Raw genomic sequence first — 13205 nt, forward strand, 5'->3', positions numbered from 1 at the left:
CTTGGTTGCAGGCCTCCAACAATGCTAAAATGGAGTATGAAAATCCAGCATTACTTTTTGCTTGTGCTTCTATGCTGCACCTTCGGACAGGAAGCGCAGGCGCAGGAAATCCTCAACGAACCAATCTGCTTCACCGTCCGCAACACGGCCCCGCATAAGGTCTACGGCAATTTCGTCACCGACTATTACACCGCCGAAGACGGAACGCAGGCCCGCCACCGTTCCAACTTCCGCCTCGACGAGGCGGGCGCGAAGGATCCCGAAAAGGGCTTCCCTCTCGATGCCGCGGAATTTTGCTCCTACGGTCCCTTCTTCCCCGAACGCAAGCTCGAGCTGGTGATTCGTACCCTGATCCCTGTCTTCTCCTGCAAGACCAGTGTCCAAAAAGGCGAAATCCTGATCAAGAGCGAACGCCTGCCCGACGACAGCGGCAATAAAATCTGGGCCGAATGTTTCGAATGAAAAAGCCTCAGGGACTCTGAGACAAAGGAACCCGCAGCGTCACGGTCGTTCCCCTCTCCGGCGCACTCTCGAGTCTGAAATCCCCGCCGTGCAGCGTCACGATATTCTGCACCAGCGTCAGTCCCAGCCCGACTCCCCGCCCCGCCTGCTGGCTCTCGATCCGCTCGAACGGCTGCAAAATCCGCGACTGCTCCGCCGCCGGAATCCCCACGCCGTTATCCTGAACGGTGAGGACAAGAGTCTTTTGATCCGCTTGCGCGTTGATAGTGATGTGCCCACCGCTGCGCGTATGCGCCAGCGCGTTCTGCACGACATTGAGAACCGCCTGCTTCATGCGCGTTTCATCAATCTCCGCGCTTCCGATCCCCTCCGGGCAGTTAAGCACAAGCGTGATCTCCTGCTTGCGCACCCAATCCTCGACAAGATCGACGATGGCCTGCAGCATCCCGCGGATATCGACCCGGCTGATCTGCAACTCCATATATCCCGCCTCGAAAGAGGAAAGATCGAGAATATCGTTGACCAGCGCCAGCAGCCGCTCGCTCGATTCGCGGATATCCCGCGTATATTCCTTCTGCTTGGGGTTAAGCCCCCCGAAAAACTCCTGATCCAGAATCTCGTTAAACCCCATGATGGCATTCAGCGGCGTGCGGAGCTGATACGAAACATTGGCCAGAAAATCCAGCTTCAGCTTTTCCGCCGCCTCCAGCGCAGCATTTTTCTCCCGCAGCGCGTTCTCCACCCGCACGGAATCGGTCACGTCAGTAAAAGTGACCAAAACCCCGCCGTCCGGCAAGGGCACGGTAATAAAATCCAGCAGCGAATCATCCACCCGCTTCTGCCGCCCCTCATGCATCGTGCGCTCAAGAGCAAGCCCGATCAGCGCATCCCGCGTCGATTCCCATTGCGAAGCATCGAAGAATCCCTTCATCTTCTCCACGATCCGCGTGATATGTGGCTCCCCTTCCAGATCCTCGGGATGCAACCCCCACAGCCGCGCAAACGAAGGATTCCACAGCTTCAGCCGCCCGTCCCCGCCGAACACCGCCACACCTTCCGCAAGGTTATCAAGCGTCTCTTTCTGCACCGCAATCAGCGTATTATAGGACGATTCCAGTTCCAGTCGGCTGGTGACGTCCTCGAAATTCATCATCAGCCCGCCCGCCTTCTGCGGCACCATGAGCATACGAATCGCGCTGCCGTTCGGCAGGTAAAGCATATCCTCATAAGGCTCGATCAGGTCGGTGAATTTATCCAGCCACGTCTTCTTGTATTTCTTGAAATCCGCCTGCTCCGGAAGGCGACGCATCTCGCGCAGCTTCTCAAGAATATCGCCCAGCTTCGGCTTGGTATTCAGCCACCCCTCCTCCAAAGTCCAGAGCTGGGCGAACGGCGTGTTATAAAACTCCAGCGTCTGCTCCGGCCCGTAAAACGCCACCGCCGAGCGCAGCTGCCCGAGCAGCCCCCTCTGCGCCTCCTGAAAATTTTTCAGCTCCGTCTCCAGCGCCTCCTCCGGCGAGAGATCCTCAAGCACGCCCATCGTCAACTTCTGCGCTTTAAGCGGCGTCTCCGTCACCCGCACCAGAAGCCGATTCCCGCCGATAACGACGTGCGCTTTGGTCGCCTGCGTAACGCCGCTCTCAAGCGCTTGCTTCGCAAGCTCAGACCCAAGCAATCCTTCCTTGGCTCCGGGCTTCTTCTTGCGCGGTTGCTGCGCGATTTCCTTTTGCTGCGAGAGGATTTCACTCGGCCGCGCCCCGGTCTTCTTGGCATAAGCCACGTTGACCCACAAAATCTCCTGCTGCGCGTTACGGATCCATACCGGAAACGGCAACCCGTCGAGAGAGTCCTGCAACCGTTCGATTTCCTCGAACTGCGCCTTTTGCTCCTCGGCGAACGTCACGCTCGCCTCGTACTGCTCCGTAACATCTTCAAGCCACAGGATATTGAAATAATCCTGATCCTCCGTATCCACGCCCCGCACACCCGCAATCTTGAGCGTCCGCCTGCCGGGATGGTCCTGCACGTTCAGTGTAAAGGAAATCGCATCCTCCGCCAGCCGCGTGTAAAGCCCCTCCAGCGCCGCCGCATCGCTGGGTGTGAGCTGGTTCTGGATATCTGTGAGGTTCATGACCCGCTCCAGCCCCAGAAGAACGCAGAATCCCTTGCTGTAAACGATGCTCCCATCCCGCGAGATGCCGCAATACTCGCCTGGCACCGCGGCCAGAAACGCCTCCAGCCGCGCTTTCTCGGCCTGCAGCTTCTTGCTGCCGCTCAGCGCACCGAACAGGCCTTGAAAGGCCGTGGATTTAGGGTCGGTATGTGTGCTCACGATACGCGGATTTTATGGAGCCGGACACGGCCCTGACAAGCGAAAAGCCCAAAACATCAACCCGCGCCTGTGGGTTATTCCACCCCCAGAAAAAAACGGACGCCCGCAAGGGCGCCCGCCAAATCTTTTGAAACGCTAAACCGATCAGTAACGGTACTCGTCCTTCTTGAACGGCCCCTTCACATCGACGCCGATATAATCGGCCTGTTCTTTGGAAAGCTTCGTCAGCTTCGCGCCAACCTTCTCGAGGTGCAGCGCCGCGACCTTCTCGTCCAGATGCTTGGGCAGGACATAGACCTTGTTTGCATACTTGCCGGGATTGGTGTACAGCTCAATCTGCGCCAGCGTCTGATTCGTAAACGACGCGGACATGACGAACGACGGATGGCCCGTGGCGCATCCGAGATTCACCAGCCGCCCTTCGGCCAGCAGGATAATCCGGTTCCCGCCCGGAAACTCGATCTCGTCCACCTGCGGCTTGATGTTGGTCCACTTCATGTTCCGCAGACCCTCGACCTGGATCTCGTTGTCGAAATGCCCGATATTGCACACGATCGCACGGTCCTTCATCGCCCGCATATGATCCACGGTGATGATGTCCTTGTTGCCCGTGGCGGTCACGAAGATATCGGCGCGTTTGATAGAATCTTCCATCGTCGCAACTTCATAACCTTCCATCGCCGCCTGCAGAGCGCAGATCGGATCGATCTCGGAAACGATGACCCTCGCCCCGGCCTGACGCAGGGATTCGGCCGAGCCTTTGCCCACATCGCCAAATCCGCACACCATGGCGACTTTTCCGGCCATCATGACGTCGGTGGCGCGGCGGATGGCATCCACGAGGCTCTCGCGGCAACCATACTTATTGTCAAACTTCGACTTCGTAACCGAATCGTTGACGTTAATGGCCGGAACGGTCAGCTTGCCCTTCTTCTCCATCTCGTAAAGACGCAGGACGCCGGTGGTTGTTTCTTCCGAAATACCCTTGATGTCCTTCATCAGATTCGGGAATTTCTCGATGATCCGCAGCGTCAGATCACCGCCATCGTCCAGAATCATGTTCGGAACCCATCCGCCCGGTCCTTCGATCGTCTTGTCGATCGCCCACCAGAATTCTTCCTCGTTCATGCCCTTCCAGGCAAACACCGGAACGCCCGTAGCGGCAATCGCCGCCGCCGCATGATCCTGCGTCGAGAAAATATTGCACGAACTCCAGCGCACTTCCGCACCCAGAGCGGTCAAAGTCTCGATCAGCACCGCCGTCTGGATCGTCATGTGCAAGCATCCGGCGATTCGCGCACCCTTCAGGGGCTGCTTCTTGCCGAATTCCTCACGGGTGGCCATCAGGCCGGGCATCTCGCTCTCGGCGATATTGATCTCCTTGCGGCCCCATTCGGCCAGCTTGATATCGGCGACTTTATAGTCATTTTGAACGGTCTTGGGCTGTGTAGCCATAACGAGGGTTCTCCTTATAAGGGCCGCAGGATTTTGGGGCGGCCAAGCGGTTTCTTTAGAATCACAGGAAAATAAGCGTTTTTTTAAAGAAAAACCAGTGTTAATATGCACCCCATGGAAATTGATTTTAACAAACAGCTTGAGCGCCCGCGCTTCATCTATAAGCCCAACCCGATGATGAAGCGGGCCTACCAGATCTTTGAGCTGATGCCCAAGAACAACGCCTACGTCCCCGTTGGCGAATACATCCTCCTGAACCATGAGGAAGACCCCGAACTCACCGAACTCAAGATGGGCAACCTCGTCCTCCTCCTCAACGGCAAGAAGGACGTCAAGGATCTCTCGAAGATGAGCAGCACCCGCGTCCTCTTCACCGTCATGCCGGAGGATCAGTCCGCCGACCAGACCAAGATCATCTTCAAGGACTATAAGGGCAAGGGCGTCTCCGTCGATAATGCCGTCTTCACAATTCGCCGCGGCGTCCTCCACGACAAGCGCAAGTTTATCTGATCGCCCCCAAAAGATGCTGATTCCCTAAATAGTTGCGTCTAAAGGCAATTTTCTTACCATAACCTGACCTCCTGAAAGAAAAATTTTATCCTTAGGGAGGAAAGAATGTTTGACAAGCCCGCCCCTTTTCAATTACTCTGAGTGTAGAAATAAGGCTGGGCGACCAGAAACAGTTGATCCGCTAAGGATCGCACGTTTAGCCTGTTTCCAACAAACAACGGACGTTTTAAACCAGAAAGGGTGTCAAACATGATAACAGGACTTTTCGGACAAGCAGCAGAGCCCCTGACCGCACAGGGAATCGGTGGCCGCTTCGCAGCATCTGCAAGCACAGGCGCAAACCTCGATGCAGGTCTGAACCTGACTACCGATATCGGCATGCACAAAGACATGTAAGTCTTTGCATAAAGAATACAAAAAGGAGCCTCCAAGGCTCCTTTTTTTTATGTCCGATCCTTCAAAAAAACGTGAGGACGCACCCCTCACGCAGGCGCACCCGGCTCACGATCCGGCAATGCGGAACTAGGCGCAAAATCCCGCCTTGTATGTTCTGACCAGTCCATATCAAGCTTCCCTTCAGGCGACAATCCTAGGCGCGTGGCATTAAAATGATCAAGGATTCTCTCGCGGTCCGCACGGCGATCGGTATCCTTCAGCAACTGAAAAAGCGTTCGGGCCTCATTCACGTCGATGCGGCTGGCAATCTCCTTGGTCACCGGGGCGCTGTTAAGGGCGCAGGAGAGATTCATGATCCCCGCTCCGATCACCAGCGGCACATACCGGGCCTCCGAAGCCATATCGCCGCACAGACTGATCGGAATATCTTTCTCCTTGCCAAAAACGGCTGCTTTCTCAAGAGCCATCAGGACTGACGGATCCGTAGGATCATAGAACGAGGCCGTTCCGGCGCTGTAACGGTCGGCTTCCAGAATAAAATGAATCAAATCGTTCGACCCGATCGACATGAAAGCGACATCCAGCTTGTCGAGTTTATCGAAAAGCGCAGGAACCTCACCCATACACCCCAGCTTGATCGTCGGCACGTTGCGTTCGGCCGCAATCTCATCCATCATCTGCTGATATTCGCTCATCTCGTCGGGGCTGGCGATCATGGGAATCATGATCTTGATTTTTCCGGGATGTCCCTCTTGCTCCAGCTTATGATTAAGCCGCGCCAGTGAACCCATCTGGGTTCGCGTGACTTTTAACTCATAAGCCGCCTTTTCCTCGTTGGATTTTCCAGCAAACTTTCCGGCCTTGTCTCCAGCAATATCAAGAGTTCGTATAGTGGCGCGAACATAACCATCCCCGCCCGCGCATTCCCTAAGATTATGCTCAATAATTTTCATCCACTGATCTTCGTCGATTTCCGGAGCTGAATCTGTCCGCAGATTAAGGGCCATCTCGATCCTTAATAAACCGATTTCCTCTACGCGGGCTTTTCTATAAGAAGGCACTTCCGGCGAAGCTCCGAAATTGCCGAAGACATGAACGGGCGTACCGTCAAGGGTCCGCAATTGCCGCGAAGAATCATGGCGCTGCGCCAGCGCCTCGGCATTCTGGGCCAGAATATCTCTTTGCCGTGTAAATTCGTTCAGAACCGCAGCACTGGGATGCAAGATCAGGGCGCCGCTGGCCGAAGACCCATCGATAACCGCGTCATAGCCGAACTTCATGGTAGGCATATGCTCTGGATTGACGAAGGCAACCGGAACGCCGAGAGACTTGGCCATCAGCCCGGTATGCCCCTTCGGATTGGCCTCGGTCAGAACGGCCCCGGCAAGGCGCAACCCGCCCGTCTGTCTGTCCACAAAACTGAACATTTCGGCGGGCGGAATCGTTTTAGCGACGACCACGGCACCATCCGGCGCGTCACGCAGGGATGTATATTCCTTCGTCGGGTGCAAATGGTGCTGGAGAACGATGAGGTGATCCCGGAGCAACTCGGCCTTTGGTTTTATGGCTGCGTATTCCTCCGTATCCGGCAAGGCCAGAAGACGGTTCATTTTGGGCCTATAAACAGCCTCCGCAGCCGCTTCTGCGGATTTACCTTTGTGAATTTCACCGATAATCTCTCTCATGGTCCCCTCATCCTGGCAAACCAGGACATCCATCTGAGCAACGAAATCGGCGTCGCCCTCCTGCTCCACATACATATTCTCGCAGACATAATGATGATACTTTTCATAGGTGGAAATCTGCAGCTTGCGGGCTTCAAGATAAACCGCAGTCTGCTCCGCAACGAAGGCCATCTGGACCGCCTCCTGCATCGGCTTTTCCATTTTGGCGAATTCAAAGGCGTCACAACCAAAAAGCTTGTGACCGTCTGTGACGGGGATGAGATCGGCCTCGAAGAGATAGGTTTTGCCCACACCTACGGTCTTGAGATTGACCCGCGCCGGAATATGAACGGCAGGATCGTTGCTCGCGGCAAACTTCCCCTTGATATGGCCATCTTGTTCGGTCATCGAATCACCCGCGAAAGTACGAATTATATCATTTTCATAAGCAAAATAGCACAGATTAGGGAGAAAAGAAAAGCCAATTCTTCCCCGATCCTACAATATCTGAAAACCGCTAACCCTCTGTTAAATCCCTGTTTTCGATAAAAACCTGCATCTTCTGCGCTTTAAGCCACGCGGCCAGTTCCTGAACCACAAAAACGGACCGATGCCGCCCCCCGGTGCAACCCACGGCCACCGTCAGGTAATACTTCCCTTCCCGCGCATACCGGGGCAAAAGCGTTTCCAGCAATCCTTTGAATTTACTGACAAATTCCTCATAATCCGTGTCCATACGGATATACTCCCCCACCGCCGCATCCAGCCCGCTCATCGGTTTCAGCCCCTCATCCCAGTGCGGATTTTTTAGAAAACGCACATCCATGACGATATCCGCCTCTCGCGGCACCCCGTGCCGGAACCCGAACGACATCAGGGTGACGGTCATCTTTTCCGCGCTGTGGTCGCGGAAATGCCCCTCCAGCAGATGCCGCAGATCATGGACCGACAATTCGCTCGAATCGATCAGGATATCGGCGTTTGTCTTCAACCCGGCTAGAAGCTTCTTCTCAAGTTCGATCCCGTATTTCACCGGCCGGTCCTTGGCCAGCGGATGCCGCCGCCGTGTCTCGTTGAACCGCTTCTGCAGAACCGCCTCATCGCAGGTCACAAACAAAAGCCGCCCCTGCGAACGCTTGACCAGATCCAGAACCGCCGAAGCCGAAAAACCCCATGTGCGCGTGTCGATCCCGATGGCGATCCGCAAGGGCGGGCGGTTATTCTGCCCCGCCTGTTCAAGAAGCGAATCCACAAGAGCCAGTGGAAAATTGTCAAACACTTCGAAATGAAAATCCTCAAGCGTTTTCAAAACCGAACTCATGCCGGCCCCGGAAAATCCGGTCACGATCAGCGGATTCGCGCTCATTCGCCCTCCGCAACATTAAGAACCACGGTGAACCGCGCTCCTGAGATTTTTCCCTGCCGGTTCTTGATATTCTCGGCAAAAATCAACCCGTTATGCGCCTCGATGACCTGCTTGCAGATCGAAAGACCGAGTCCGGAATGTTTCCCATACTGCTCCCGCGGCCGTTCAGAATAAAAACGGTCGAAAACCGTCTTGAGCTTGTTATCGGGAATCCCCGGCCCCTCATCTTCAAAAGCGATGCTCACCCGGTTCTTTTTCTTCTCCACCTTGATCTTGAGGATGCTCTTGACCGGAGTAAAAGTCAGCGCATTGGAAATGATGTTGCTGAACACCTGCCCCAGCCGCCCCTCGCTGCCCGAAACGAACGTATCCTCCTCATAGGGGTAATCCAGCATGATCATGACCCCGTCTTTGATCGCCGTATCGGGATCGGCGCGGTTTTTGCTGCGGTCGAGCGGGTTCTTGTAAAGATCCAGCAACCGCCGCAGCAAGGCGCGGATTTCAACCTTCTCGAAAGACTCTCGGGAAAGTTCCGCCTCAAGCCGGGATGCGGCGGAAATGTCAGAAATCAGACGGTCCAGACGTTCGATATCGTGCAAAATAATCGCCAGCAGTTTGTCCTGATCCTCCTTCTTCTTGACGACCGCAGCAGATTCGACCGCGCTCTTAAGCGACGAGAGCGGATTCTTGATTTCGTGCGCGACATCGGACGCAAAGCTTTCCATGGCGTCCATTTTCTCGATCAGCGCATGGGTCATATCGCCAAGGGCAATGGAAAGCTCGCCGATTTCATCCTTGCGCCCACTCATGTCGGGAATCTGGTCGCCCCTGATTTTTCCCTTGCGGACCTTATCAGCAGCATCCGCCAACCGCCGCAAAGGCCGGGCGATAACACCGGAAAGATAGATCGAAAGCAAAACGGTAAAAACCAGGGTCGCAAGAAAAACCTTGAGAATATCGAACCAGGCATCGCCCAGCGCTTTGCGGATATCCTTGCCTTCGCTCACCAGATAAACGGCCCCGACAACCTTATTGTTTGACTTGATGGGCATCGCGGCGGACAGGAGAATGGAGCCTTCCGCATTTCGCCAAGCGGAAAGGCTCATTTTACTGTGGAAAGACTCCATGACATTTTCGTAATTTTCTGCGCTATTGGACTCGTCGTCACGATAGAGCGGAAGAGGATTGTATTCCGGTAAAAGCGAGACAAGAAACGCTCCAACTCTTTTGAGCATTTCAATACTTTGCCATACTTCCTCCTCCTCCCTCTCAACTTTGATAATCGGCTCCACGCCCCCCTCGGCAAGAAGGATTTTGGAATCGGCGATAAGTTCTCCGGCAGCATCAAACACCCGGATACGCTTACCAAGAGTCGCTCCGAAAACAGCCACAATTCTCTTGACATTATCCTTAAGAACAACCGGCTCGGAAAGTCCCTCTCTTTGTAAGCTCCCCTCTGAAACCGCCGCCGTAATAAGAAAAATCTCGGTCTCGAAAATTTCCAGCTTGGATTGAATCAAGCGGTTTTGATATTCGCCAAGATAAAGAACACCCAGCATCAGACTAAGCAAAGCAATCGCATTGACGGCGATAATTCGAAGGGTCAGTCCGGTGATCCGGCCTTCCGTCCCGCCCCAGTAAAAATCCAGAAGCTGCTCAATTTCACCGTCGCGCTGGCCGATCCTGACCCACCGGCTAGGCTTCTTTGATTCGGTATCCGACTCCGTAGAGGGTTTCGATTTGGTCAAAGCTGTCGTCTACTTTTTTGAATTTGTTCCGGATACGTTTGATATGGGAATCGACCGTCCGGTCATCGACATAGATATTCTCACCATATGCCATATCAATCAACTGGTCTCTCGTCCGCACATGCCCGGGCCGCGTCACAAGCGACTTGACCAGAAGAAACTCCGTGACCGTAAGGTTGACGGGCCTTTTCTTCCAGGTGCACAGGTGCCGGGCCTCATCCAGTTCTATGTCCCCATAAACAATATGATTGTTCTCACTCCCGTCGGATTTTTTAAGATCCTGCCGCCGCAGCAAAACCCGAATCCGCTCGATCAGTAACCGCTGCGAAAACGGTTTGGTGATGTAGTCATCCGCCCCCATTCGTAAACCCAGCAACTGGTCAATCTCGTCATCCTTGGAGGTCAGGAAAATCACCGGAACTTCGGAAAACTCGCGGATTTTCTTGAGGACTTCCATCCCGTCCATCCGCGGCATCTTGATATCCAGAACAACAAGATCGGTCCCCTTGCGCGTCACCGCGTCAAGACCGGATTCCCCGTCGCTGTAACTCTCGACGTTAAACCCCTCGGACTCCAGCACCATGGCAACGGAGGCGGTGATATTCAGATCATCGTCGATCAGCGTAACTTTATGGACCATAAACGTTCCCACACGTTAAGAACTCAAGTCTAGCATGGTTTGATCGTCCTTTTAAACCCCGCTTGTAGACACGGGGTTCCGTTGTACAAAATCAAGGACGCCTCCGGCCAGATAGACCGACCCGGCAATCAGCACACGGCTCCTCCCGTCGATCTCTGTACGAAGGGCACAAAACGCCGCGGAAAGATCATCGAACGAACGCACCGGCACGGAGGAAACAAGGTCGCCCGCCTTATTCTGAAAACCCTGCAGGGTCAGGATATTTTTCTCCCCGGTAATCCTGACCAGTGTGAGACTCTCGATTTGGTCGGCAAAGGGCGCCAGAAACCCGCGTACATCCTTATGCCCCAGCATCCCCAGAACCAGATGCAGCGGCTTCGGGTCATCGGCGGCCCATTTTCGAATCTGCTGCGCCAAAACCTCGCCCGCACTGTCATTATGACCGCAATCCAGCCACACTTCGCAATCTTCGGGCAGCCCCAAAGACACCGGGGAAAGCCTCTGCATCCGCCCCGGCCAGACGACGCGACGCAACCCCTGGGCTTTGGCCTCCTCCGAAACCGGAAGTGCATCGCCCACCACCCGCAAAGCCATAAGCGCGGCCCCCGCATTCAGAATCTGGTGCGCCCCCGCCAGACCGGGCGAGGGATAAACATTCCGCTCGCCCCATGCCTCGAACACCATCTGTCCGCCGGACTCAAAACTGCGCCAGTCGCGCCCATAAACGAAAAGCGGCGAAGACTTTTCTCCCGCGAGCGTCTCCAGAACACCAAGAACGCCTCTCGTATCGTCCTCCGGCCCCTGCGCCCCGACCACGCACGGCCGCCCCGCTTTGAGGATACCCCCTTTCTCGGCGGCGATATCCGCCAGAGTGCCGCCCAGAAACTCGGTATGGTCGTATGAAATCCGGCTGATCACACTGACCAGAGGGACTTCGATCACGTTCGTGCAATCCAGCCGCCCGCCCATCCCGACTTCCAGCAGTAAAACATCGGCCGGAACCGCGGAAAAGGCGCGAAACGCCAGAGCGGTCGTTATTTCAAAAAAGGAAAGCCCCGCAAGGGAATGCTGCGCGTAAACCTCATCGATCATCCGCTCAAGCAAATTATCGGTAATGTCCTCTCCGGCCAGCCGGATTCGTTCATTCACCCGCAGCAAATGCGGCGAGGTATAAGCATGGACGCGGTATCCCTGCGCCTCCAGCATGGCCCGCAAAAAAGCGACGATGGAGCCTTTTCCGTTGGTTCCGGCGACATGGATAACGGGCGGAAGTTTTTTGTGCGGCTCGCCCATATCGCGCAGCAAAGTGCGGTAAGCCGTGGCATCCCAGTTGACCTTGGACCCCGTGCGGAGTTGATAAAGAGCCAGAAGCTTTTTCTGAAGGCTGGGCCGGGGATGCCGGAGATCCGCTTGATGCATGGCCGATATACGCAAAAAAATTACTGTTCCGCAGCCTTCTTTTCACTCTCGGGCGCAGGCGGCGAAGCGGCAGCCTGCCCTTGAACGGTCCCCTGTACCTTTTCCGTGACCGAACGCCCGAGCTTCTTGACGGCGGCACTGGCCGCCCGCACCTGCTGCAAGGCCTGCGAAGCCGTCACGCCTTCATTATCATTCGCCCGCGCCTTGGTCACTGGCTCCTTGGATGCTCCCTTTTCACCAGGGCTGCCTCCGCCCCTGGCGTCCATCTCGCCGCCGTCCTTTTTACCGTTCTTCTTCGGATCCTTTGTGTAGTCTTTCCGCATCAGAATCCCGATGAGAGTCGCCAGCGTATTCTTCATCTCCTTGCGCGGCACGATCATATCGACCATCCCATGCGCCAGAAGATACTCGGCGGTTTGAAACCCTTCGGGCAGCTTCTCCCGAACCGTCTCCTTGATGACATTCGGTCCGGCAAACCCGATCTGCGCCCCCGGTTCGGCGATATGAATATCCCCGACCATGGCAAAGGACGCGCTCACACCCCCGGTCGTCGGATCGGTGAGGATCACGATATACGGAAGCTTTGCCTCCTTAACCATTTCCACGGCAACCATCGTGCGCGGCATCTGGATCAGGGACAACATCCCCTCCTGCATCCGCGCCCCGCCGGACGCGGGGATCACGATGAACGCACACTTCGAGCGCACCGCTTCCTCGGCAGCCTTGACGATCGCCTCGCCCACAGCCATGCCCATCGAACCGCCCATAAAACTGAAATTGAACGCCGCAATCACAACGTCCAGCCCGCCGATGGTTCCCTTGGAGAGCGTAATCGCGTCACGCAGACCCGTTTTGGCCTGCGAACGCTTCATCCGGTCGATATACCGCTCCTTATCCTTGAACTTCAGAGGGTCGAGTTCTACCTTCGGAGTCTCAATCACCGCGTACTTGCCCCCATCGTACAGCATCGCCAGCCGGTCCTTGACTGGCAACCGCAGATGATGGTTGCAATAATGACAGACGTTGTAATTGGCGCCGAGATCGGTATGAAACAGCATCTTCTCGCACGACGGACACTTCGCCCAGAAATTATCCGGCACTTCCTTCTGCTCACCGACGATGGAGCGGATGCGCGGGGGAATAATGTTGGTCAGCCAGTTCATAGGATATCAAACCTTCAAAGCGGATGAAAGACACGCGCACTGGATCGGAT

The 13205-nt window shown here is 55.4% G+C and carries 11 protein-coding genes; 3 read left to right on the top strand and 8 right to left on the bottom strand.

Annotated features, from left to right (window positions below; translation table 11 throughout):
• Nucleotides 1-36: 36 nt before the first annotated feature.
• Complete coding sequence (locus IPN28_00380; protein ID QQS57311.1) at nt 37-462, top strand: hypothetical protein; 426 nt, start codon at nt 37-39, stop codon at nt 460-462.
• Between the two features lie 7 nt (nt 463-469).
• Here the strand turns inward: IPN28_00380 and IPN28_00385 are convergent, their stop codons facing one another.
• Both IPN28_00385 and IPN28_00390 read right to left on the bottom strand, forming a co-directional pair.
• On the bottom strand, nt 470-2794 hold the full coding sequence (locus IPN28_00385; protein ID QQS57312.1) for a PAS-domain containing protein: 2325 nt from the start codon (nt 2792-2794) through the stop codon (nt 470-472).
• Nucleotides 2795-2938: 144 nt separating this feature from the next.
• Nucleotides 2939-4249 carry an adenosylhomocysteinase gene (locus IPN28_00390; protein QQS57313.1) on the bottom strand — a complete coding sequence of 437 codons (1311 nt, stop codon included), beginning with the start codon at nt 4247-4249 and terminating at the stop codon, nt 2939-2941.
• Nucleotides 4250-4363: 114 nt separating this feature from the next.
• On the opposite strand from IPN28_00390, the gene IPN28_00395 reads away from it, so the two are divergent.
• Entirely contained in the window at nt 4364-4759 is a 396-nt protein-coding gene (locus IPN28_00395) for a hypothetical protein (GenBank protein QQS57314.1), read from the top strand.
• Nucleotides 4760-5008: 249 nt separating this feature from the next.
• The gene (locus IPN28_00400) at nt 5009-5155 is read left to right on the top strand and encodes a hypothetical protein (GenBank protein QQS57315.1); all 147 of its coding nucleotides are present in this window, start codon (nt 5009-5011) and stop codon (nt 5153-5155) included.
• Between the two features lie 86 nt (nt 5156-5241).
• On the opposite strand, the gene IPN28_00405 is transcribed toward IPN28_00400, so the two are convergent.
• The 6 genes from IPN28_00405 to IPN28_00430 form a co-directional block, all read right to left on the bottom strand.
• Nucleotides 5242-7227 (bottom strand): hypothetical protein, encoded by a 1986-nt coding sequence (locus IPN28_00405; protein QQS57316.1) that lies wholly within the window; start codon nt 7225-7227, stop codon nt 5242-5244.
• 109 nt (nt 7228-7336) lie between these two features.
• On the bottom strand, nt 7337-8185 hold the full coding sequence (gene rapZ, locus IPN28_00410) for an RNase adapter RapZ (protein QQS57317.1): 849 nt from the start codon (nt 8183-8185) through the stop codon (nt 7337-7339).
• Nucleotides 8182-9933 carry a stimulus-sensing domain-containing protein gene (locus tag IPN28_00415; protein QQS57318.1) on the bottom strand — a complete coding sequence of 584 codons (1752 nt, stop codon included), beginning with the start codon at nt 9931-9933 and terminating at the stop codon, nt 8182-8184. The genes rapZ and IPN28_00415 overlap by 4 nt, the downstream gene beginning before the upstream one ends.
• On the bottom strand, nt 9881-10573 hold the full coding sequence (locus tag IPN28_00420) for a response regulator transcription factor (protein QQS57319.1): 693 nt from the start codon (nt 10571-10573) through the stop codon (nt 9881-9883). The genes IPN28_00415 and IPN28_00420 overlap by 53 nt, the downstream gene beginning before the upstream one ends.
• A 51-nt stretch (nt 10574-10624) precedes the next feature.
• Nucleotides 10625-11992, bottom strand: a complete 1368-nt coding sequence (locus IPN28_00425) for a bifunctional folylpolyglutamate synthase/dihydrofolate synthase (protein ID QQS57320.1) — start codon at nt 11990-11992, stop codon at nt 10625-10627.
• Nucleotides 11993-12012: 20 nt separating this feature from the next.
• Nucleotides 12013-13155 carry an acetyl-CoA carboxylase carboxyltransferase subunit beta gene (locus IPN28_00430; GenBank protein QQS57321.1) on the bottom strand — a complete coding sequence of 381 codons (1143 nt, stop codon included), beginning with the start codon at nt 13153-13155 and terminating at the stop codon, nt 12013-12015.
• Nucleotides 13156-13205 lie beyond the last annotated feature (50 nt).

The organism is Alphaproteobacteria bacterium (genome assembly GCA_016699735.1).
In the GTDB taxonomy this organism is placed as follows: domain Bacteria; phylum Pseudomonadota; class Alphaproteobacteria; order Micavibrionales; family Micavibrionaceae; genus JAGNKE01.

Coding starts and splice junctions, on each gene's coding strand:
- IPN28_00380 (QQS57311.1), top strand. CDS start 37: ATGAAAATCCAGCATTACTTTTTGCTTGTGCTTCTATGCTGCACCTTC.
- IPN28_00390 (QQS57313.1), bottom strand. CDS start 4,249: ATGGCTACACAGCCCAAGACCGTTCAAAATGACTATAAAGTCGCCGAT.
- IPN28_00395 (QQS57314.1), top strand. CDS start 4,364: ATGGAAATTGATTTTAACAAACAGCTTGAGCGCCCGCGCTTCATCTAT.
- IPN28_00400 (QQS57315.1), top strand. CDS start 5,009: ATGATAACAGGACTTTTCGGACAAGCAGCAGAGCCCCTGACCGCACAG.
- IPN28_00405 (QQS57316.1), bottom strand. CDS start 7,227: ATGACCGAACAAGATGGCCATATCAAGGGGAAGTTTGCCGCGAGCAAC.
- rapZ (QQS57317.1), bottom strand. CDS start 8,185: ATGAGCGCGAATCCGCTGATCGTGACCGGATTTTCCGGGGCCGGCATG.
- IPN28_00420 (QQS57319.1), bottom strand. CDS start 10,573: ATGGTCCATAAAGTTACGCTGATCGACGATGATCTGAATATCACCGCC.
- IPN28_00425 (QQS57320.1), bottom strand. CDS start 11,992: ATGCATCAAGCGGATCTCCGGCATCCCCGGCCCAGCCTTCAGAAAAAG.
- IPN28_00430 (QQS57321.1), bottom strand. CDS start 13,155: ATGAACTGGCTGACCAACATTATTCCCCCGCGCATCCGCTCCATCGTC.